This window comes from Mycobacterium sp. H4Y (assembly GCF_000364405.1).
Classification (GTDB): Bacteria; Actinomycetota; Actinomycetes; order Mycobacteriales; family Mycobacteriaceae; genus Mycobacterium; species Mycobacterium intracellulare.
In genome coordinates this window covers 179,660-200,387 of record NZ_AKIG01000001.1, presented here as the reverse complement: position 1 = coordinate 200,387, position 20,728 = coordinate 179,660, and the positions used below count along the sequence as shown (strand labels likewise).

Genomic DNA, 20,728 nt, shown 5'->3' with positions numbered 1-20,728 from the left:
CCAGGATGGCGATCAACATCGAACCCGCACTGTCGCCCCACCTCGTGGTCGACGATGCCGCCGCGGCAATCGACTTCTACGTCAACGCTTTTGGGGCTGAGGAGATCGGGCGCGTGCCGCGTTCGGACGGCAAACTGGTGCACGCCGCGCTGCGCATCAACGGCTTCACGGTGATGCTCAACGACGACTTCCCGGAGGTGTGTGGCGGCAAGTCGATGACACCGACCTCGCTGGGCGGCACCCCGGTGACGATCCACCTCACCGTCGCCGACGTCGACGCCAGCTTCCAGCGGGCGCTGGACGCCGGTGCCACCGTGGTGGCCCCGTTGGAGGACCAGTTCTGGGGCGACCGCTACGGCGTGGTCGCCGACCCATTCGGCCACCACTGGTCGCTGGGGCAGCCGGTCCGCGAGGTCAGCATGGAAGAGATCACCGCGGCGATGTCCGGGCAGGGCGCCGGCTAGCCGAGCAGCCGGTCCAAGAGCCGGCGTCGCGGTGGCGGCGCCGGCTCGGCGGTCGCGGCGGCCGCGAGCATCGCGGCGACGTCGGTGAACTTGTTGCGGGGCCGGCCGTCACCGCTGCCGCGCGCGATTTCGGCGGCGTCGATGGCACGCCATCCCGCGGCGTCGACGGCCTCGGGCCGACGGGAGCGCACCAGGGCGGCCAGCGCCTCGGGCTTGGCCGCCGGTTCGGTCAGCTTGCCGGCGTTGAAATCGGCCACCAGGGCCTGCACGGTCTCAAACGAGCACGACTTGTTGGTCCCGATGAACCCGCTCGGTCCCCGCTTGATCCAGCCCGCGACGTACGCGCCGGGCACGGGTGCGCGCGAGGCGGGATCGACGACGCGCCCGCCGTCGTTGGGCACCACGGCCGACGATTCGTCATAGGGAAGCCCACGAATCTGCTTGCCGCGGTAGCCGATCGACGTCAGCACCAGGCCCGTGTTCAGGCGGCGCGCCTCATCGGTGCCGGTGACCGAGAACTCCAGACCGGAGACACGCTGCTCCCCCAGCACACGGGTCGGGGTGAGCCGGTATGCCAGCCTGATCCGCGGGCGTGCCGCCGGCGCCGAATCGTCGCCGAGCGTGCTCAGGATTTCCAGCTTGTTTTTCGTCAAGGGATCCGACGCCGTCGCCAGGTCGGCCGCGACCAGTTCGTGGTCGGCCGCGCTGAGGACGACCTCGGAGCTGCCCGTGAGCCCGATCAGCTCGGGCAACGTGAACGCCGACTGGGCCGGGCCGCGCCGGGCGGCGATCACCACCTCACGCACCGCCGAGCCGCGCAGCGCCGCCAAGGCGTGGTCGGCGATGTCGGTGCGGGCCAGGTCGTCGGGGTCCGCGGTGAGCACCCGGGCGACGTCGAGGGCGACGTTCCCGTTGCCGATGATTACCACCCGCTCGTGGCCGAGATCGACTGGCAGGTCGGCGAAGTCGGGATGACCGTTGATCCAGGCCACCAATTCGGTCGCGGTCCCGGTGCCGGCCAAACCCATGCCCTCGATGTCCAGGCGACGGTCGTCGGGCGCACCCACGGCGTACAGCACGGCGTGGTGGTGAGCCAGCAGGTCGTCATGGCTGAGGTGTTCGCCGATCTCGACGTTGAGATAGAAGCGGAAGCGCTCGTGGCCGGCGACCCGCTCGAAGAGGCGGGTGACCCGCTTGGTGTTCTGGTGATCGGGCGCCACCCCGGCCCGCACCAACCCGTACGGGGTGGGCAACTTCTCAAAGACGTTGACGCGCACGCCGTGCTGGGTGAGTAGCTCGTCGGCGGCATACATCGCCGCCGGACCCGATCCGACGATGGCCACGGTCAGCGGCCGGCGGCGGGCCCGCACTTCGGCGGCCGGGATGACCGGCGCCAGCTTCGACGTCGGCGGAAGCTTCTCACCCTCGGGCCGTTTCGGGTAGAACGACGCGTTGATTTCGACGAAGGGCAGCTGCTTGGTGTCCAACCGGGTGTCGGGCGCGATGGCCCCGACCGGGCACGCGCTCACGCAGGCGCCGCAGTCCACGCAGGCCGCCGGATCGATGTAGAGCATCTCCGAGGTGGCGAAGCCGGGCTCGTCCGGCGTGGGGTGAATGCAATTCACCGGACACGCGAAAACACAGGACCCGTCGTTGCAGCACGACTGGGTAATAACGTGCGGCATGAAACCTACAGACCGGACTCGTTACGCGGCCGGGACCGAGGCCAGGTGCTGGCGCTGCGGCTCGCTGCGGTAGCGCGACGGCTTGCCGTTGATCTTGCACAACCGCCACATCAGCCGCGCCGAGCGCGTCTCCATCAGGCCGGTGTCATAGGCCAGCATTCGCACGTCACCGAACATGTCGCTGAGCCACTTACGCGATTCCGGCGACCGGAAGAACAGTTCCTTCTTGACCTCGCGCGGGATGTCGAACTCCTGCCAGAAAGCCTTGGGCGGCACCACAATCGCGCGGCAGAGCACCTTCATGGTCAGCGGCAGGTACAACGCGGTCCAGAACCGCTGCCTCTTGGTCAATTCCGGCACCCGCTTGCGCAGGAACTCGTGGGCGAACGAGATGTGGCGCGCTTCCTCGGCGACGTGGATCGCCATCACCCGTTCCATGATCGGGTGCAGGGACTTGCCTTCGCGCAGCACATTTTTCTGTGTGTGGTCGATGGGCTCCTCGCCGGCGAGCACGCCGATGAAGAACGCCACCGGCAGCGGCCCCGCCACCAGCGGAACCAACGGCGACAGCCACTTGAGCATCCGCGGCATGCCCGGGACGTCGGCGCCTATCCGGTTCACCATCTCCTGGAACATCATGGTGTGGTTGCATTCTTCGACCGACTCGTGCAGGCAGTACCGGTATTCGGGCGAGCCGTTGGGCACCCAGAACGTGTAGTTCATCAGGCCGCGGATCAGGATGGATTCGAAGTGCAGTCCCACCTTGGCCACGTTGGCCTGTCGCCACATCCCGATCTTGATCTTGCGCTCGTCGGACTGCGCCAAGTACCAGGGATGACGGCCCAGCGGGTCGGTCTCCGGCAGGATCCACCGAGGGTCGTTCTCGGTGACAGCGAATTCCGGTGAGTCCCAATCGATGTCGGTGTACGGGTTGAAGTTGCGCCGCACCGACCCCTCGGACAGTGTGGCAAGCATGTTGACGTAGTCAACGTCGTCGCGCACTTCCATGTTGCGGCGCCAACGCCGGACCAATCGCGTCCTAGCCATAACCTAGGCCTCCTCAATGAGGTTTACATTTGGACGTGCTATGTCCAGACAGTACCGGAGGTACCGGATATTTCCTAGACCCGTCCGAGGCACTGTGACCTGACCAGTGGTCATCGAATTCGTATGCCCTGGATCACAACGGAGGAAACGTCGGAGGCCCCCCGAGCAGGCGTTTTGCGTTGACGGCCCGGTCCGACGGTCGGCCCGCCGCAACGGCCCGCCAGGGTGGCTCACTACCCTGATGAGCATGGCTGACCAGCTCGCAGATTCCCTTCAAATTCCCGACGCCATCAAGCCCCGCGACGGCCGCTTCGGGTGCGGCCCGTCCAAGGTCCGGCCCGAGCAACTGCAGGCGCTGACCACGACGGCGGCGCCGCTGTTCGGGACCTCGCACCGGCAGGCGCCGGTCAAGAATCTGGTGGGCCGACTGCGGTGGGGGCTCGCTCAGCTGTTCTCGGTGCCGGACGGCTACGAGGTCATTCTGGGCAACGGGGGGGCGACGGCGTTCTGGGACGCCGCGGCGTTCGGCCTGATCGACAAGCGCTCGCTGCACTTGTCCTATGGGGAATTCAGCTCGAAGTTCGCCTCCGCGGTGGCCAAGAACCCCTTCGTCGGCGACCCCGTCGTCATCAAGTCGGATTCGGGCAGCGCCCCCGAACCCCAGAGCGATCCGTCGGTGGACGTGATCGCGTGGGCCCACAACGAGACCTCGACCGGGGTCGCGGTGCCCGTGCGCCGACCCACCGACTCCGGTGACGCGCTGGTCGTCATCGACGCGACGTCCGGGGCCGGCGGCCTGCCCGTCGACATCGCCGAGACCGACGCCTACTACTTTTCGCCGCAGAAGAACTTCGCCAGCGACGGCGGGCTGTGGCTGGCCGTCATGAGCCCCGCCGCGCTGGCCCGCGTCGAGTCCGTCGCCGCTTCGGGCCGCTGGGTGCCCGACTTCCTGTCGCTGCCCATCGCGGTGGAGAACAGCCTGAAGGACCAGACCTACAACACCCCCGCGGTCGGCACCCTGGCGCTGATGGCCGAGCAGGTCGACTGGATGCTGGGCAACGGCGGGCTGGACTGGGCCGTCAAGCGCACGGCGGACTCCTCGGGACGGCTGTACTCGTGGGCACAGGAGCGGCCCTACACCACCCCGTTCGTCAGCGACCCGAAGCTGCGCTCGCAGGTGGTGGGCACCATCGACTTCGCCGACGACGTCGACGCCGCGGCCGTGGCGAAGGTCCTGCGGGCAAACGGCATCGTCGACACCGAGCCCTACCGCAAGCTCGGCCGCAACCAGCTGCGGGTCGGGATGTTCCCGGCCGTGGATCCCGACGACGTCAGCGCCCTCACCGAGTGCGTCGACTGGGTCGTCGAGCGGCTCTAGTCGCGCGCCCTTGAACAGCCGGTAATCGGCGCGCCGCCGCCCAGCGTGTCAGCACAGATGATGGGCGGTTGCTGGACTAAAGTGCGCCGTGACGGGTCCGTCGCTGATCTGCACGGAGCCTGCGAGGAGATAGCCATGCGGGAACTCAAAGTGGTTGGGCTCGATGCCGACAGCAAATATGTCATCTGCGAGAGCGATGATCCCGCGGAGCAGTTCAAGCTGGCGGCCGACGACCGCCTGCGGGCCGTTCTGCGCGATGCGGCCCAGCACCCCGAGCAGCCGCAGCTCGAGATCGAAGTCACCAACATGCTCAGCCCCAAAGAAATTCAGGCCAAGATCCGCGCCGGCGCGTCCGTCGAGCAGGTCGCCGCGGCGTCGGGGTCGGACGTGTCGCGGATCCGCCGCTTTGCCCACCCGGTGCTGTTGGAACGGTTCCGGGCCGCGGAGCTGGCAACCGCCGCCCATCCCATGCTGGCCGACGGTCCCGCCGTGCTGACCCTGCTGGAGACCGTCAGCACCGCCTTGGTGACGCGGGGCCTCGATCACGACAAACTCAGCTGGGACGCCTGGCGCAACGAAGACAACCGGTGGACGGTCCAGCTCGCGTGGAAGGTCGGCCGTTCGGACAACCTCGCGCATTTCTGCTTCACGCCCGGCGCCCACGGCGGGACCGTCACCGCCATCGACGACGCGGCCAGCGCGTTGATCGACCCGACCTTCGAGCGTCCGCTGCGGCCGGTGGCGCGGGTGGCCCACGTCGACTTCGAAGAGCCCGCGAAGATGCCCGTCGCGCAGGAGCCGGCCCCGGAGCCGGAAGAAAAACCCGTGCACACGCGCCGGGGCAAGCCGGTCATCCCGGCGTGGGAGGACGTGCTGCTCGGCGTGCGCTCGGGAGGGCAGCGCTAGCCCGCTAGGCGCGGCCCGCTTCGCCCGGCTGCGCCGCGCTCGCGATCACCACTAGGCGCGGCCCGCGGCCGCCAGGGCGAGAAGCGCGACCCACGCTCCCGTCACGCCGACTCCGGCGCCGAGCACGAACCAGCGCAGGACCGGGGTGCGCCGCCACCCCCACAGGGTCGGCGCCAGTCCCCCCGCGGCCACGATGTTGAGCCCGACGGCCAGCAGCAGGTGCACGCGAACCAAGCCCAGAGTGAGCACGACGATCGCCGCGGCGGTGACCGCCGCGACGAACGCGGCCACCGTCAAACCCGTTGCCCAGGGCACGGACTCGTCCTTCATCAGCCGAAGCCTAGCCTGACCGTTCATCGCCGCCTCTCGTCACCGAGCGCTCGTAGAACGCCAGTGCAGCCGCGGTCGCGACGTTGAGCGAGTCGGTTCCGCGCGACATCGGAACGCGCACCCGCACATCGCTGCACCGCAAGGTGGCCGGCGTCAGCCCGGGTCCCTCGGCGCCCACCAGCACCGCGACGCGTTCGCCCCGCGCGGCCGTGATCGCCTCGGCCAGCGGGCACGCCGACTCGTGCGGGGTCATAGCCAGCAGCCGAAACCCGTTCTCCTTCAACGTCATCAGCTCGGCCGGCCAACAGGTTGCGCGCGCATACGGCACCAGCAGCGCGTGTCCCATCGACACCCGGACGGCGCGGCGGTACAACGGGTCGGCGCACCCACTGCCGAATACCACGGCGTCGACGCCGAGCCCGGCCGCGTTGCGGAAAATCGAGCCCAGGTTCTCGTGATCGTTGACCCCTTCGAGCACGGCGACGGTGCGGGCGCCGGCGATCACCTCGGCCACGCTGGGCTCCCCCACCCGCCGGGCGGCCGCCAGCACGCCGCGATTGAGGTGGAAGCCGACCACGCGCGCCATGACGTCGGCGGACGTCCGGTAGAAGGGGACGGCGCTGCCGGCGAGGTCGTCTTTGAGCTCGGTGAGCCGGCGGTCGGTGCCGAGCAGGGCATGCGGGTGGAACCGGGACGCGAGCATGCGCTGAACCACCAGCACGCCTTCGGCGATCACCAGCCCCTTGCCCGACGGCAGGTCGGGACGGCGATCGACACTGTTCAGGTCCCGGAAGTCGTCGAGCCTCGGGTCATCGGGATCCTCGACGTCCTGGACGTTGCCGGCATCGGCGCTCACGGGCTTTCGTCGACCAGCGCCAACATCAAATCGGCGGCGCTGCGCAGGATGTCGCGCTGCTCGGTGTCCAGCGTCGACAGCCGCTTGGCCAGCCATTCCTGACGGGCGCGACGATTGGCCTTGACCAACTCGGCCCCGGATTCGGACACCGAGACGAGCACCTGCCGGCCGTCGACGGGATGCGGCACGCGGTCCACCAAACCCATCTCGGCCAGCGACGCGATCACCCGCGTCATCGACGGCGGCCGAACCCGTTCGCGAATCGCCAGGGCGCCCGGCGTCATCGGACCTTCGTTGGCCAGCATCGCCAGCGCCGACAGCTGCGACAGTGACACCGGCGACGACGGGTTGCGGAACCGCAGCTGGCGGGCCAGCCGCATGACAGCCAGTGACAGGTCGCTGGCGAGCCGCGCATCGCTGTCAGGCATGGCGCGAGGTTACACGCAAGCCTGAGAAACCGGGACACCAACCGGCTCTTGATTCGTTCCGCCAAATGCCGCGGAATTTCATCGAAGCGCTTAGTTTCGGCAAGTAGGTGAGCGCCCGGCGGGGACCGGCGGCGGGCTATGTTATTCGCGATGTCCGCCGAACCTGATCACCACCGCGCACCGCCGCCGCTGCCGGCGGTACTGGTGCACGCGTGGGCGTTCATCGCGCTCGGGGCGCTGGGTTGGGTCGCCGCGGCGGCCGCGGCGTTCCTGGTGCCCGCCCTGACGAGCTGGCGCCCGGTGACGCTGGCCGGTCTGGGCGTGGGGCTGCTCGGTACGACCATTTTCCTGCTCCAACTCGCGGCGGCACGCCGCGGCGCCCGCGGCGCCCAGGCCGGACTCGAAAACTACCTCGACGAAAAATGATTCGCTGACCCATTGGAGGAGCGATGGTAGCCCCGCTATTGCAAGCGCACGTCGACATCAACGCACCGGTTGCCAAAGTGTGGGAATTGATTTCCGACCTTCGGCGAATGCCGGAGTGGAGTCCGCAGTGCCGCTGGATGAAGCCGTTCGGCCCGCTGCGTCAGGGCACGCGCACCCTGAACCTCAACCGCCGCAACCGGATGTTCTGGCCGACCACCTGCACGGTGGTCGAGATCGTCCCGGACCGCAAACTCGCGTTCCGCGTCGACACCAACAACACAATCTGGAGCTATGAGCTCGAACCGGCCGGCGAGGGCACCCGGGTGATCGAGAGCCGCCACGCCGAAAACGGTGTCACCGCGTTTTCGAACCTGTCGGTCAAAGCGCTCTTCGGCGGCACCGACAACTTCGAACACGAATTGCTCGACGGCATGAACGCCTCGCTGGCGCGCATCAAGGCCGCCGCAGAAAAGGGCTAGTCCAGCGACTCGCTCTGGGGCTCGGGTGCGGACTGCTGCTCGGATTCGGCAGTCTCGGTCTCGGACTGCGCCTCCGGCGCTCGGATCACCGACTCCGGCTGGGCTTCCGACGTCTCCTGCGTCGGCTCGGCCGCCTCCTCCGTGGTCTCGGTCGTCTCTTCCGTCGGCTCGAACGGCGCGGTCGGCTCGACCGGCGCCTGGGTGACGTCCAGCAGGCCATCGTCGTAGGGCTCGTACGCGGGGGACCCGGTGCCCGCGGGCGCCGGGGTGTCCGAGTGCGCACCGCAGCCATACTGCTTGTCGACGATGTGCCCGTCGGCCGACAGCTCGTTGCCGCACACGCCGAACATCGCGCCGAGGGATCCCGATAGCGGCAGGAAGAAGCCGCAGTCGCGGCAAACGCGCTTGGTGGATCGTGCCATCGGCGAGTCGGGGCCGTAATCGCCGGTGTGCCAGCGTTCGGCCGCTGCCGCGCGGCCCTCGCCGCTCATCACCCAGCGACGGCCCAGCCCGATCTCGGCGGCGGTCTCGTCGACCTGCGGGTCGCCGCTGGCGGTGTAGCCGGGAACCAGGCGGGGATCGTCGGCGGCGGGCGCCAACAAATCCCCGGGACTGAGGTCCCCGGGGCGCACCCGGTGTTCCCACGGCACCCATTCCGGCGCCAGCAAAGCCGTCGGCCCCGGGACCAGCACCACCTCGCTGACGGTGGCGTGATCGGCGCCGGGATAGGCGGCCACGACCACGGCCCACTGCCACCCCTGGTAGCCGGGTAGGTGCGCCAGGAACCGGTGGGTGGCGGTGTTGGGGTCTTCGTAGCCGACGCCCAGGTAGTCGCCGACCATCTCCGGTCCGCTGAACTCCGCAACAGCCGCCCTGGCCTGGTCGGCCGCGCCCGTGAGCACCGCCGCCAGCCCTTCGGGCCACTCGTCCACGGTCGCCACGGAGGATCCTTCGGTGGGTCTGGTCACGTTGTCTTCTGTCTGCATTGCGGTTCCAATACTAGGTTGACGAGCCACGCCCCGTTACCTGCAGACGCATGTCGCCGGCATAGGGGAGAATCGGGGAGTGTCTGGGCGGCGGCAACACGATCCGGGCCGGGTGGCCTCCAAGCCAGGCCGCCGGGCCCCTAATGGCGTGGCCGCACAACATCCGGGCGCGGCCAACTACCCCGCCGGCGACGGTGCGCAGCGCCGAACGCGCCGCCCGCCGCCGATGCCGAGCGCCAACCGCTATCTGCCCCCGCTGGGCCAGCAGACGGAGCCGGACCGTGGCAGCAGCGCGCCCCCTCGCGGGCCGTCTTCGGGCGAGCGGATCACCGTCACCCGCGCCGCGGCGCTGCGCAGCCGCGAGATGGGTTCGCGGATGTATTGGATGGTGCAGCGCGCGGCGACGGCCGACGGCGCCGACAAGTCCGGCCTGACGGCGCTGACGTGGCCCACGGTGGCCAACTTCGCGGTCGACGCCGCGATGGCCGTCGCGCTGGCCAACACGTTGTTCTTCGCCGCGGCGACCGGGGAGAGCAAGGGCCGCGTCGCGCTGTATCTGCTGATCACCATCGCGCCGTTCGCGGTGATCGCGCCCCTCATCGGTCCGGCGCTGGACCGGCTGCAGCACGGCCGCCGCGTCGCGCTCGCCGCGTCGTTCGCCCTGCGCACGGCGTTGGCGCTGGTGCTGATCCTGAACTACGACGGCGCCAGCGGGAGCTACCCGTCGATGGTGCTGTACCCGTGCGCGCTGGCCATGATGGTGTTCTCGAAGTCGTTCAGCGTGCTGCGCAGCGCGGTGACGCCCAGGGTGATGCCGCCGACCATCGACCTGGTGCGGGTCAACTCGCGGCTGACCATGTTCGGTCTACTGGGCGGCACCATCGCCGGGGGCGCCATCGCCGGGGGCGTCGAATTCGTCTGTACCCACCTGTTCAAGCTGCCCGGCGCATTGTTCGTCGTCGTGGCCGTCACCGTCGCCGGGGCGTCGCTGTCCATGCGGATTCCGCGCTGGGTCGAGGTGACCGCCGGGGAGGTGCCCGCCACCTTGAGCTACCGCCACGACAGCGAACCCCTGCGCCGAAGCTGGCACAGGGAGGTCAGCGGGGCACTTCGGCAACCGTTGGGCCGCAACATCATTACTTCGCTGTGGGGTAACTGCACCATCAAGGTCATGGTGGGGTTTCTGTTCTTGTATCCGGCATTCGTCGCCAAGGCGCATGACGCCAGCGGGTGGGCGCAGGTCGCCATACTCGGGGTGATCGGCGCAGCGGCCGGCATCGGCAACTTCGTCGGCAACTTCACCAGCGCGCGCCTGAAACTGGGCCGGCCCGCCGTGCTGGTGGTGCGCTGCACGCTGGCGGTGAGCGCGGTCGCATTGGCGGCCTCGGTGGGCGGCAACCTGGTGCTGGCCGCGATCGCCACGCTGGTGACGTCGGGGGCCAGCGCGATCGCAAAGGCGTCCCTGGACGCCTCGTTGCAGAACGATCTGCCCGAGGAATCCCGGGCATCGGGGTTCGGGCGCTCGGAGTCGACGCTGCAGTTGGCCTGGGTCCTCGGCGGCGCCGTGGGTGTGTTGGTGTACACCGAACTGTGGGTCGGTTTCACCGCGGTCACTGCGCTGCTCATCCTGGGCCTGGCGCAGACGCTCGTCAGCTTCCGCGGCAACTCGCTGATTCCCGGCCTGGGAGGTAATAGGCCCATCATGGTCGAGCAGGAGGGCGCGCGTCGCCGTGTCGGCAGCCCGGCGGTGGTCGCCGAGTGAAACCCCGAATCAACCGCGGCATGTCCGTGTTGCTGGCCTGCCTGATGGCCCTGCTTTGTGTGGGCGTCGGGGTCGGCACCTGGCTGCTGGTGGGCCGCTCCGGTCCGCAACGCCCGGAGATCAGTGCGTACTCACATGGACACCTGACCCGGGTGGGGCCCTACCTCTATTGCAACGTGCTCAACCTCGAAGACTGTGCGACGCCGCAGGCCCAGGGCGAGCTACAGGTCAGCGAGCGGTATCCGATTCAGCTCTCGGTGCCCGATGCCATCTATCGGGCGCCGTGGCGCCTGGTGCAGGTGTATGAGGATCCAACGAACAGCACCAGCACCATCTTTCGGCCGGGCACCCGACTCGCCGTGACCATTCCGCCGGTGGACCCGCATCGCGGTCGGCTCGCCGGGATCGTCGTGCAGTTACTGACTTTGGCGCTGGACCCGGCCGGCGAGCTCCGCGATGTCCCGCACGCGGAATGGTCTGTGCGGCTCGTCTTTTAGGTCTTTTCCGTCGAACGTCGACTTGTTGCGACGACGCGCCGCGAATTCCCGCCACAACCCCACGTTCGACACCCTCCGCGCCCAACGTTCGACACCCTTCGCGCCCACGTTTGACACCCTCCGCGCCCAGCGTCGCCACCCTTCGCGCCCAACGCTCGCCACCCTCCGCGCCCAGCGTCGACTTGTTGCGACGACACGCCGCAAATTCCCGCCACAACCCCACGTTCGACCAGACGTGTCGGTGCCGACCGGCACCGTGTCCCCATGGAAATCCCGGACTGGCCATTTCGAGGCACCGACGCACTGGCCGCTGGAGTTATTACTCGGCACCGATTGCGAACCGAATTCGAGATGGTTCATCGCAACGTCTACATCCGCCGTGGACAAATGTTGACGCCGGTGACCCGAGCGGTCGCCGCCTGGCTGTGGTCTGGAAGGACCGCAACGCTGGCGGGGCTATCCGCGGCGGCGCTACACCGCACCAAGTGGATCGACGACTGGCTGCCGGCCGAGCTCAACCGTGCCGGCCGCGACAAAGCACGGGGCATCATCGTGCACAGCGACACCTTGGACGACGACGAAATATGCACGCGCGACGGGATGCGCCTGACCACGCCGGCGCGCACGGCGTTCGACCTTGGTAGGCGAAAGGGCTTGACCACAGCGGTGATTCGGCTCGATGCCCTCATGCATGCAACAGACTTGAAGCCAGCCGACGTCGAACTGCTGGCCGACCGCCATCGTGGCGCCCGCGGCCTGGTGCAGTTGCGAACTGCTCTGACCATGGTCGACGGGGGCGCTGAATCGCCGTACGAGACGAGGACCCGGTTACTACTCGCCGGCAGCGGATTGCCGCGGCCACAAACCCAGATCGAAGTGCTCAACGAATGGGGCGCGGTGCTGGCGCGCATCGATATGGGCTGGGAGGAATGGAAGGCCGGTGTGGAATTCGACGGCGCGCATCACTGGACCGACCCGGCGCAGCGGGCCCGAGACATCGATCGCCTGGCAGAACTCGAAGCCCAGGGCTGGTCAATCATCCGGGTGAGCGCCGAGATGCTGCGGTACCGGCCGTACGTCGTCGTGGAGCGCGCCCGCGGCGCTTTGGTCGCGGCGGGTTGCCCGGTCTCAGCCGCCGAGCGTGGACTTGTTGGGCCAAAACGCCGTGATTTCCCGCCACAACTCCACGTTCGGCGGTAGGGGTGGGCCACGCTCGGCGGTAGGGGGTGGGCCACGCTCGGCGGTAGAGGGTGGGTCACGTTCGGCGGTAGGGGGTGGGTCACGCACCGTGGCCGGGCGGTACCCGTTCGCCTTCGACGGGCGGACCCGGGGGCGTCCCCTCCCCGAAGGGCTTGCCGCCCAAGCTCTCTCGCCCGTGCGGCGATAGCCACCCGGACAGGTCGGGACCCTTGGGCACGATGCGGGTCGGGTTGATGTCGGCGTGGACGATGTAGTAGTGCTGCTTGATCTGGACGAAGTCGACGGTGTCCCCGAAACCCGGCGTCTGGAACAGGTCGCGCGCGTAAGCCCACAGCACCGGCATCTCGCTCAATTTGCTGCGATTGCACTTGAAATGCCCGTGATACACCGGGTCGAAGCGGGCCAACGTGGTGAACAACCGCACGTCGGCCTCGGTGATGGTGTCGCCCACCAGATAGCGCTGGCGACCCAGCCGATCGCTCACCCAGTCCAGCGCGGCGAACAGCCGGTCGTAGGCGGACTCGTAGGCCTCCTGCGAGCCGGCGAAGCCGCACCGGTACACGCCGTTGTTGATTTCGGTGTAGACCCGCTTGTTGACCTCGTCGATCTCCGCACGCAGCCGCTCGGGGTAGAGCTCGGGCGCGCCATCGCGATGGTAGGCCGACCACTCCGTCGACAGGTCCAACGTCATCTGCGCGAAGTCGTTGGTGACCACCGCCCCTGTCGGCACGTCGACGATCGCGGGAACCGTGATGCCCTTGGGGTAATCGGAGAACCGCTTGAAGTAGGCGTCCTGCAGCCGCGGGATCTTCAAGACCGGGTCCACACCACCGGGATCGAGATCGAACGTCCAACTGCGCTCGTCATGCGTGGGGCCGCAAAAGCCAATGGAGAGAACGCCTTCGAGGCCCAACAACCGGCGGACGATGATGGCGCGGTTGGCCCACGGGCACGCGCGCGCCACGACGAGCCGGTACCGGTCGGGCTCGACCGGGTAGCCGTCACGACCATCGGCGGTGATGCGGGTGGTGATGTAGTCGGTGTCGCGATTGAACTCGCCTTCTTGGGCGATGTAGGAAGCCATGTGTTCCATCGTGGCTCAACGCGGGCTCGTTGCCGAACGGTCGCCGGATGAGAACCGCCGGGCCAGATTGGCCTCGGTCGACTCACCCTCTTCCCAGTGGGCGATCCACGGCCCGGTGCCCTCGGACTGATCGATGATCCCGGCCTCGAGCCAGCCGTACCGGCCCTGCAGCAGGTTGCGCGTCAGCTGCACATCGCTTGCGTCGGTGTTGTCCCACAACCCGCGAAACAGCGCCTCCACCCGCAGGGTCGCCTGGGCGCAGAACGCCTCGGCCAGCTCGTAGGCCTGTTGCCCCACCACCGGATCGGCGGCGCGTTGCGACTCCGCGTGCACGCACGCCGCGGACATCGCGAACAGCTCGGCACCGATGTCCACGACGCGCCCGAGGAACCCCTGCCGCTGCTCCAGCTTGGCCTGCCAGCGCGCCATGCCATAGAAGGTGTTTCGGGCGAGCTTGCGGCTGGAGCGTTCGATGAACCGCAGGTGCGCCGCCAGCGGACCGAACTCGTGGTAGGCCCGCGGCCGCTGTCCTTCACCGAACACCAACTGCGGCAACCATTTTGCATAGAATCCGCTCGCACCGACCGCCGCGGCGGCCTTCTGCCGCAACCCCGTGTCGGGCTTGGCGAGGTCGCCGGCCGCGGCAAGGTGCGCGTCGACCGCCTCGCGCGCGATGAGCAACCGCATGATCTCGCTGGAACCCTCGAAGATGCGGTTGATCCGCAGGTCCCGCAACGCCTGCTCGACGGGCACGGCGCGTTCGCCGCGTGCGGCCAGAGACTCCGCGGTCTCGTAGCCCCGACCGCCCCGGATCTGCATGACCTCGTCGGCGATCACGCAGGCCATCTCGCTGGACCACAGCTTGGCCAACGCCGCCTCGATCCGGATGTCGTTGCGCCCTTCGTCGGCCATCTGCGCGGACAGCTCGAGCACGGCGTCGAGCGCATAGACGGTCGCGGCGATGAACGAGAGCTTGCGGGCCACCGCTTCGTGCTCGGCCAGCGGCTTGCCCCACTGCACACGCTCGCCGGACCATTCGCGCGCGATCTTCAACGCCCACTTCGACGAGCCCGTCGCGCTCGCGGGGATCGACAACCGTCCGGCGTTGAGCGTGGTCAACGCGATCTTCAAACCGTCTCCCTCGGAGCCGATCAGGTTTTCGCGCGGGACCCGAACGCGGTGCAGCCGGGTCACGCCGTTTTCGATGCCGCGCAGGCCCATGAACTTGTTGCGCCGCTCCACGGTGATTCCGGGCGAATCGGCCTCGACGACGAAGGCGCTGATGCCGCCGCGGCGCCCTTCGCTCTTCGGCACCCGCGCCATGATCACCAGCAGTTCGGCGACCACGCCGTTGGTAGTCCACAACTTGACGCCGTCGAGTTCGTAGGCCTGCCCGTCGTCGATGGGGGTCGCCGTCGACGCCAATCGGGCGGGATCGGAGCCGACGTCGGGTTCGGTCAGCAAAAACGCCGATATGGCGCCGGCGGCACAGCGCGGCAAAAACTTCTTTTTCTGCTCGGGGGTCCCGGCGAGTTTGAGCGGCTCGGGCACCCCGATGGATTGATGGGCCGACAACAGTGCGCCGAGACTGGGATGAACGCTCGTCACCATCATCAGCGCCCGGTTGTAGGCGACCTGCGACATCCCCAGGCCGCCGTATTCGGTGGGAATCTTCATCCCGAAGCAGCCCAGGTCGGCCAAACCCTTCACGTACTCGTCGGGAATTTGGGCGTCGCGTTCGATGACGCTGCCATCGACGGTCTCCAGGAATTCGCGCACGCTGTCGAGAAACGCGCGGGTGCGGGTCTCGTCGGCTTCCGTGGGAGTGGGGAACGGGTGTATCAGCTCCAGCGGAAAACGACCGAGAAATAGTTCTTTCGCGAAGGACGGTTTATCCCAACCTGTTTCGCGAGACTCCTCGGCGAGCGCTCTCGCCTGTTCCTCGGTGACCTGCGCTTGCTGTGCCATCGCAGCCTCCTTGCTAGACGACCGTCATGGGGTGTGGAGTACCCCATCTGCGGCTCGCCACCGAGCCTTCGCCTGCGAATTGGCTGCGTTGCGCGCGTTAGGCGTCGAGCTCGCGCGCCACGGCCTTGACGACCTCGGACACCCGGCGCGCGGTCTTGCGGTCCGGGTAGCGACCCTTGCGCAGCTCGGGCTGCACGGTGCTCTCCAGCAGCGTGATCATGTCCTCGACCATGCCGTGCAGTTCGTCGGGGTTGTGCTTGTGTTCGGCGGGCGCGTCGCGCCGCGCCTTGGTCAGGCTGGGCGGCGGCTCAATCAGCTTGAGGCTCAACGCCTGCGGTCCGCGCCGTCCCGAAGCGATACCGAATTCCACCCGCTGGCCCGCCTTGAGCCCCTCGACCCCAGCGGGCAGCGCCGACGAGCGGACGTAGACGTCTTCGCCGTCCTCTTGCGACAGGAAGCCGAAGCCCTTGTCAGCGTCGTACCACTTAACCTTGCCGGTCGGCACTGGTCTCACCTGCTTGTCTTACGGATCAATAGAAATAGGCAACACAATAAGCGTCCCGCCTGCGCAGGACGCCGTATTAAGAGTCTGATCCTACTCGGATGCGGCCCTAACGAGCACCCCCGTTATTGGTCACTCGGTACGCTTGGTATTACCCGCGGAGGTGATATGCGCCTGATCCTGAACATCATCTGGCTTCTGTTCGGCGGCCTATGGATGGCCGCCGGATACCTCGTCGCGGCGCTCGTCAGCTTTCTGCTGATCATCACCATCCCGTTCGGCGTCGCGTCGCTGCGCATCGCCTCGTACGCGCTGTGGCCGTTCGGCCGCACGATCGTCGACAAGCCGACCTCGGGGTCGGGCGCCTTGATCGGAAACATCATCTGGGTGGTGCTGTTCGGGCTCTGGCTCGCGATCGGTCATCTGGTCAGTGCGGTGACGATGGCGCTGACGATCGTCGGCATTCCGCTGGCGCTGGCCAATCTCAAACTGATTCCGGTGTCGCTGATGCCGCTGGGCAAGGAGATCGTTCCCGTCGACTCGCCGGTTCATTACGCGCCGCCGGTGGCCGCATGACCCTGACGGCGTTGGGTTTCCCGACCGTGCGGAGCCGCCCTGACGGCCCGGCCGGTGGCCGTGCCGATGCCGGGACGGCGCCGTCCGCGGGCCCACTGGTGGACACCTACGGGCGGGTCGCCACGGATCTGCGGATCTCGCTCACCGATCGCTGCAACCTGCGCTGCACCTACTGCATGCCCGCTGAGGGCCTGGACTGGCTGCCGGGCGAGCAACTGCTGACTGCCGGCGAGCTGGCCAGACTGATGGACATCGCGGTCACCCGGCTGGGGGTCACCAGCGTCCGGTTCACCGGTGGTGAGCCGTTGCTGGCGCGTCACCTCGAGGACGTCATCGCCGCGGCGGCCGGGCTACGACCCCGCCCCGAGATCTCCCTGACGACAAACGGCGTCGGGCTGGCACGGCGGGCCGCCGGGCTCGCCCGGGCGGGCCTGGATCGCGTCAACGTCTCGCTGGACAGCGTGGATCGGCAGCATTTCGCGGCCATCACCCGCCGTGATCGGCTCGACGACGTGCTGGCCGGGCTGGCCGCCGCCCACGAGGCCGGCCTGGCGCCGGTGAAGGTGAACGCCGTGCTCGACCCCGCGACGGGACGCGAGGACGTGGTGGACCTGTTGCGGTTCTGCCTCGAGCACGGTTACCAGTTGCGTGTCATCGAGCAGATGCCGCTCGACGCCGGGCACCAATGGCGGCGCGACGCGGCGTTGAGCGCCGAGGACGTGCTGGCCGCGCTGCGCCCGCATTTCCGGCTGCGCCCGGACCCGGCGCCGCGGGGATCCGCTCCCGCCGAGCTGTGGCTGGTCGACGAGGGCCCCGGCACGCCGGCCGGCAAGGTGGGTGTCATCGCGTCGGTCTCGCACGCGTTTTGCTCGACGTGTGACCGCACCCGGTTGACGGCCGACGGGCAGATCCGCAGCTGCCTGTTCGCCAAGGAAGAGACGGACCTTCGGGCGCTGCTGCGCAACGGCGCACCCGACGAGGCGATCGAGGCGGCGTGGCGTACCGCGATGTGGGGCAAGCCCGCCGGCCACGGCATCAACGACCCGAACTTCATCCAGCCCGACCGCCCGATGAGCGCGATCGGTGGCTAGCCCCATGGGGCAGTCCCCCGCCCAGGAGACCGGCATTTCAGTGACGGTGCGCTACTTCGCGGCCGCCCAGGCGGCCGCAGGCGTCGAAGCCGAGACGCTGGTGGTGCGCCCCGGCACCACGGTCGGCGAGTTGGTCGAGCGGCTGGCCGCGCACGGATCACGCCTTGCCACCGTCTTGAGCCGATGCTCGTACCTTTGCGACGGGGTCGCCGTGCGCGACGAGACCACCGCGTTGCGATCCGGTGACACGATCGATGTCTTGCCGCCATTTTCCGGCGGCTGAAACTGTGAAACATCTCACATAACGGAACGATAACGGCGCGGTCACGCTCCAATCTCGAGTGTAATGACCTGCGCAAACACCGTGTGTTGCTGCGGTTTTCGCAGATGACCGAGAGCGAAACGCCAGGTTTCGCGACACGTGACGAGACCAACAGAAACCGTTACGGTCTCCGAAGGCTCGCCAGCCATCCCGATTGGCGGACCTCCCCTCCCTATCGCGCCGAGCTCCATCCAATAGGCGGGGGCCACCAACTCATGGATGGAGACGGGGGACCCACCGGTCCACCGTGATCGGACTGGGGCCGTTCGCGGCCCCTAGGGGTGAAGCCGGCGTCGTCCTCGACGGCCGCGCCGGCCGGGTGGCCTCTCCAACCCGAACCCGACAGCTGACCTCGCAGGCGCGTGACGAGAGAGGAATACATCGGCGCGCATGAGCGGACGTCACCGTAAGCCCACCGCATCCAGTGTCAACGTCGCCAAGATCGCCTTTACCGGCGCAGTGCTCGGTGGCGGCAGTATCGCCCTAGCCGGCCAGGCGGCCGCGGCCACCGACGGCGAATGGGACCAGGTAGCCCGTTGCGAGTCCGGCGGCAACTGGGCCATCAATACCGGCAACGGCTACCACGGCGGGGTGCAATTCAGCGCCAGCACGTGGTCCTCGCACGGTGGCGGCCAATACGCCCCGTCGGCCGAGCTTGCGACCAAGGAACAGCAGATCGCCGTCGCCGAGCGGGTGCTGGCGACCCAGGGTCGCGGCGCGTGGCCCGTCTGCGGCGGCCCGCTGTCGGGTCCCAGCCCGCGCGAAGTGCCCGCCCCGGCCGGCCTGGACGCCCCGCTGGATGCGCCCGGCGTCAACGGCGCCCCGGCGCCCGACGCTCCACCGCAGGACGCCCCGCCGCCCGCTCCAGTACAGCTGGCCTCCTTCGACCGTCCGGCACCGCCGGAGGCTCCGCCCGCAGACCTGCCGGCGCCCCCTGAGGAGCTGCCGCCCGCTCCCCCCGCGGACGCCGCTCCCCCCGCGGACGCCGCTCCCCCGGCCGATCTGCCCCCCGCCCCGCCCGCCGACGCGATGCCGCCCGTACCCGTAGCGGACGCGGACTTCCACGGTTTCGTCCCGGTCGGCATGCCGGAGGTCGCCTCCGACGCCAGCTACACCCAGCAGCTGTGGGAAGCGATTCGGGCACAGGATGTTCAGGGGAACGACGCGCTGGACGCCCTGGCGCAGCCGTCGCCCAACGCCTGAGGCTCTAGCGCCACCAGATTCCCCGCACGCCCCGAAAACCCTCCTGTTCGGGGCGTGTTGGGCACGGCGCACCAACTCCCGGACTCAGCTGGCCACGGCATCAGGCCGAGCCCACCCACTCCTCGGTGCCGTCGGCGAAGAACTGGTGCTTCCACACCGGTAGCCGCGCCTTGATGGTGTCGACGAGTCGCGCACAGGTGGTGAACGCCGCCTGGCGATGGTCGGCGGCGACGGCCGCGACCAATGCCGCCTCTCCGATGTGCAGCACACCGACGCGGTGGCTGGCGGCGACGGCGCGGACACCGCTGGACTGCGCCGCCACATCGGCCACCACGTCGGCCATGACCTGGGCGGCCGAGGGGTGCGCCGAGTACTCCAGCCGCACCACCCGGCGCCCCACGTCGTGGTCGCGGATCATGCCGACGAACCCGACGATGGCCCCCGCCGACTGATGGCCCACCAGCTCTTCGTGCTCAGCCAGAAGAATCGGCTGCTCGGTCATGGCTGCGCGCACGACCAGCGTCATCGCTGATGGTCTTTACCGGCGAGTTGATCGAGCGCGTGGTCGAGCACGTCGGCGAGCACCCCGAGCCCGTCGCGCACCCCACCGGGTGAACCCGGCAGGTTGACGATCAGGGTGCGTCCGGCCACCCCGCACACGCTGCGGGACAACACCGACGTCGGCACCTTGGGCAGGCCCGACTGGCGGATCGCCTCTGCCAGGCCGGGGATGAGGTAATCGATGACGGCCACGGTCTGGTCCGGGGTGCTGTCAGTGGGTGAGATGCCGGTGCCGCCGGAGGTGAGGATGACGTCGACGTCGTCATCGATCGCGTTGCGCAGCGCATCACCGACCGGCGAACCGTCGGCGACCACCTCCGGCTCCCCGGCCGAAAAGCCCCGCTGGGTCAGCCATTCGGTGATGATCGGCCCGCATCGGTCTTCGTACTGTCCGGCCGACGCCCGGGTCGAGGCGATGATGACGCGGGCCGATCGGGTGCTCATGACCGCGTCCACATTCCGGTTTTGCCGCCTTCCTTGCGCAGGACTCGAATGTCATCGATCCGCGCGGCCGGGTCGACCGCTTTGATCATGTCGTAGAGCGTCAGGGCCGCGACGCTGACGGCGCTCAGCGCTTCCATCTCCACCCCCGTGCGATCGGTGCTGCGCACCGTCGCGGTGATCTCGATGTCCGACTCCGCCACGTCGAAGTCGATGTCGACCCCGGTCAGCGCCAGCTGATGGCAGAGCGGGATGAGCTCGCTGGTGCGCTTCGCTGCTTGGATACCCGCTACCCGGGCGGTGGCAAGCGCGTCGCCTTTGGGCAGGCCCCCGGTCGAGATCAGCTCCACCACGTGTGCCGACGTGCGCAGGGCGCCCGCGGCGACGGCGGTCCGCTTGGTGGCTACCTTCTCGCTGACGTCGACCATGTGCGCCGCCCCCTGGTCGTCCACGTGTGACAGCGCACCCGAGCGGGATTCTCCCGACGCCCAGGTCGCCGAGGCTTTCGAGGCCTCAGAGGCCCTAGCCATGGAAAG

Annotated in this window: 23 protein-coding genes, 1 pseudogene and 1 riboswitch; of the genes and pseudogenes, 12 read left to right on the top strand and 12 right to left on the bottom strand. The window is 68.6% G+C overall.

Annotation, left to right across the window (positions count from 1 at the left end; genetic code table 11):
* Positions 1-5 precede the first annotated feature (5 nt).
* Entirely contained in the window at positions 6-464 is a 459-nt protein-coding gene (locus W7U_RS01020; protein WP_008253889.1) for a VOC family protein, read from the top strand.
* On the opposite strand, the gene W7U_RS01015 is transcribed toward W7U_RS01020, so the two are convergent.
* Together W7U_RS01015 and W7U_RS01010 are read right to left on the bottom strand one after the other, a co-directional pair.
* The gene (locus W7U_RS01015) at positions 461-2,149 is read right to left on the bottom strand and encodes an FAD-dependent oxidoreductase (protein ID WP_008253887.1); all 1,689 of its coding nucleotides are present in this window, start codon (positions 2,147-2,149) and stop codon (positions 461-463) included. The two genes, W7U_RS01020 and W7U_RS01015, sit on opposite strands and share 4 nt — an antisense overlap.
* A gap of 21 nt (positions 2,150-2,170) precedes the next feature.
* Positions 2,171-3,196: a diiron oxygenase gene (locus W7U_RS01010; protein ID WP_014711028.1), complete on the bottom strand. Its 1,026-nt coding sequence runs from the start codon at positions 3,194-3,196 to the stop codon at positions 2,171-2,173.
* Between the two features lie 247 nt (positions 3,197-3,443).
* Between W7U_RS01010 and serC the strand changes: the two genes are divergently transcribed.
* Positions 3,444-4,574 carry a phosphoserine transaminase gene (gene serC / locus W7U_RS01005; protein ID WP_008253883.1) on the top strand — a complete coding sequence of 377 codons (1,131 nt, stop codon included), beginning with the start codon at positions 3,444-3,446 and terminating at the stop codon, positions 4,572-4,574.
* A 135-nt stretch (positions 4,575-4,709) separates the two neighbouring features.
* Positions 4,710-5,480: a septation protein SepH gene (gene sepH, locus W7U_RS01000; RefSeq protein ID WP_008253881.1), complete on the top strand. Its 771-nt coding sequence runs from the start codon at positions 4,710-4,712 to the stop codon at positions 5,478-5,480.
* Positions 5,481-5,531: 51 nt separating this feature from the next.
* Here sepH and W7U_RS00995 read toward each other — a convergent pair whose 3' ends face one another.
* From W7U_RS00995 to W7U_RS00985, 3 genes are read right to left on the bottom strand one after another with little or no spacing between them, the layout of a single operon-like run.
* Positions 5,532-5,810, bottom strand: coding sequence for a DUF2537 domain-containing protein (locus W7U_RS00995; RefSeq protein WP_008253878.1), 279 nt, complete (start codon positions 5,808-5,810; stop codon positions 5,532-5,534).
* A 10-nt stretch (positions 5,811-5,820) separates the two neighbouring features.
* The gene (locus tag W7U_RS00990; protein WP_008253875.1) at positions 5,821-6,666 is read right to left on the bottom strand and encodes an RNA methyltransferase; all 846 of its coding nucleotides are present in this window, start codon (positions 6,664-6,666) and stop codon (positions 5,821-5,823) included.
* Positions 6,663-7,094, bottom strand: a complete 432-nt coding sequence (locus tag W7U_RS00985; RefSeq protein ID WP_008253872.1) for a MarR family transcriptional regulator — start codon at positions 7,092-7,094, stop codon at positions 6,663-6,665. The genes W7U_RS00990 and W7U_RS00985 overlap by 4 nt, the downstream gene beginning before the upstream one ends.
* Positions 7,095-7,244: 150 nt before the next feature.
* Between W7U_RS00985 and W7U_RS00980 the strand changes: the two genes are divergently transcribed.
* On the top strand, positions 7,245-7,520 hold the full coding sequence (locus tag W7U_RS00980; RefSeq protein ID WP_008253869.1) for a DUF2530 domain-containing protein: 276 nt from the start codon (positions 7,245-7,247) through the stop codon (positions 7,518-7,520).
* 23 nt (positions 7,521-7,543) lie between these two features.
* On the top strand, positions 7,544-7,999 hold the full coding sequence (locus W7U_RS00975) for an SRPBCC family protein (protein ID WP_008253866.1): 456 nt from the start codon (positions 7,544-7,546) through the stop codon (positions 7,997-7,999).
* Between the two features lie 203 nt (positions 8,000-8,202).
* On the opposite strand, the pseudogene W7U_RS00970 reads toward W7U_RS00975, so the two are convergent.
* Positions 8,203-8,967 (bottom strand): annotated as a pseudogene (locus tag W7U_RS00970) (DUF3027 domain-containing protein); the annotation flags it as partial.
* 130 nt (positions 8,968-9,097) lie between these two features.
* Here W7U_RS00970 and W7U_RS00965 point away from each other — a divergent pair.
* The 3 genes from W7U_RS00965 to W7U_RS00955 all read left to right on the top strand — a co-directional run bounded on the left by W7U_RS00965 (position 9,098) and on the right by W7U_RS00955 (position 12,444).
* Complete coding sequence (locus W7U_RS00965) at positions 9,098-10,747, top strand: MFS transporter (RefSeq protein ID WP_036428514.1); 1,650 nt, start codon at positions 9,098-9,100, stop codon at positions 10,745-10,747.
* On the top strand, positions 10,744-11,244 hold the full coding sequence (locus W7U_RS00960; RefSeq protein ID WP_008253860.1) for a DUF2771 domain-containing protein: 501 nt from the start codon (positions 10,744-10,746) through the stop codon (positions 11,242-11,244). The genes W7U_RS00965 and W7U_RS00960 overlap by 4 nt, the downstream gene beginning before the upstream one ends.
* 264 nt (positions 11,245-11,508) lie before the next feature.
* On the top strand, positions 11,509-12,444 hold the full coding sequence (locus tag W7U_RS00955; protein WP_014379234.1) for a hypothetical protein: 936 nt from the start codon (positions 11,509-11,511) through the stop codon (positions 12,442-12,444).
* 79 nt (positions 12,445-12,523) lie between these two features.
* Here W7U_RS00955 and W7U_RS00950 read toward each other — a convergent pair whose 3' ends face one another.
* The 3 genes from W7U_RS00950 to W7U_RS00940 all read right to left on the bottom strand — a co-directional run bounded on the left by W7U_RS00950 (position 12,524) and on the right by W7U_RS00940 (position 16,001).
* Positions 12,524-13,528: a glutathione S-transferase C-terminal domain-containing protein gene (locus W7U_RS00950; RefSeq protein ID WP_036429138.1), complete on the bottom strand. Its 1,005-nt coding sequence runs from the start codon at positions 13,526-13,528 to the stop codon at positions 12,524-12,526.
* A 15-nt stretch (positions 13,529-13,543) separates the two neighbouring features.
* Entirely contained in the window at positions 13,544-15,496 is a 1,953-nt protein-coding gene (locus tag W7U_RS00945) for an acyl-CoA dehydrogenase family protein (RefSeq protein WP_008253854.1), read from the bottom strand.
* Positions 15,497-15,593: 97 nt separating this feature from the next.
* Positions 15,594-16,001, bottom strand: coding sequence for a cold-shock protein (locus W7U_RS00940; protein WP_008253852.1), 408 nt, complete (start codon positions 15,999-16,001; stop codon positions 15,594-15,596).
* Between the two features lie 165 nt (positions 16,002-16,166).
* Here W7U_RS00940 and W7U_RS00935 point away from each other — a divergent pair, with 165 nt between their 5' ends.
* From W7U_RS00935 to W7U_RS00920, 4 genes are all read left to right on the top strand, one after another.
* On the top strand, positions 16,167-16,574 hold the full coding sequence (locus W7U_RS00935; RefSeq protein WP_008253850.1) for a YccF domain-containing protein: 408 nt from the start codon (positions 16,167-16,169) through the stop codon (positions 16,572-16,574).
* Positions 16,571-17,665: a GTP 3',8-cyclase MoaA gene (moaA, locus tag W7U_RS00930; protein WP_008253848.1), complete on the top strand. Its 1,095-nt coding sequence runs from the start codon at positions 16,571-16,573 to the stop codon at positions 17,663-17,665. The genes W7U_RS00935 and moaA overlap by 4 nt, the downstream gene beginning before the upstream one ends.
* Positions 17,666-17,669: 4 nt before the next feature.
* The gene (locus tag W7U_RS00925; RefSeq protein WP_008253846.1) at positions 17,670-17,948 is read left to right on the top strand and encodes a MoaD/ThiS family protein; all 279 of its coding nucleotides are present in this window, start codon (positions 17,670-17,672) and stop codon (positions 17,946-17,948) included.
* Between the two features lie 207 nt (positions 17,949-18,155).
* Positions 18,156-18,364: riboswitch (cyclic di-AMP (ydaO/yuaA leader) on the top strand.
* Between the two features lie 13 nt (positions 18,365-18,377).
* Positions 18,378-19,190 carry a transglycosylase family protein gene (locus tag W7U_RS00920; protein WP_008253844.1) on the top strand — a complete coding sequence of 271 codons (813 nt, stop codon included), beginning with the start codon at positions 18,378-18,380 and terminating at the stop codon, positions 19,188-19,190.
* Positions 19,191-19,290: 100 nt separating this feature from the next.
* Here the strand turns inward: W7U_RS00920 and W7U_RS00915 are convergent, their stop codons facing one another.
* Genes W7U_RS00915 through moaC form a run of 3 tightly spaced genes read right to left on the bottom strand, consistent with a single transcriptional unit; the run spans position 19,291 to position 20,722 of the window.
* The gene (locus tag W7U_RS00915) at positions 19,291-19,716 is read right to left on the bottom strand and encodes a molybdenum cofactor biosynthesis protein MoaE (protein ID WP_008253842.1); all 426 of its coding nucleotides are present in this window, start codon (positions 19,714-19,716) and stop codon (positions 19,291-19,293) included.
* Positions 19,713-20,195: a MogA/MoaB family molybdenum cofactor biosynthesis protein gene (locus W7U_RS00910; protein WP_008253838.1), complete on the bottom strand. Its 483-nt coding sequence runs from the start codon at positions 20,193-20,195 to the stop codon at positions 19,713-19,715. The genes W7U_RS00915 and W7U_RS00910 overlap by 4 nt, the downstream gene beginning before the upstream one ends.
* Positions 20,192-20,722 (bottom strand): cyclic pyranopterin monophosphate synthase MoaC, encoded by a 531-nt coding sequence (moaC, locus tag W7U_RS00905; protein ID WP_026071397.1) that lies wholly within the window; start codon positions 20,720-20,722, stop codon positions 20,192-20,194. The genes W7U_RS00910 and moaC overlap by 4 nt, the downstream gene beginning before the upstream one ends.
* Positions 20,723-20,728 lie beyond the last annotated feature (6 nt).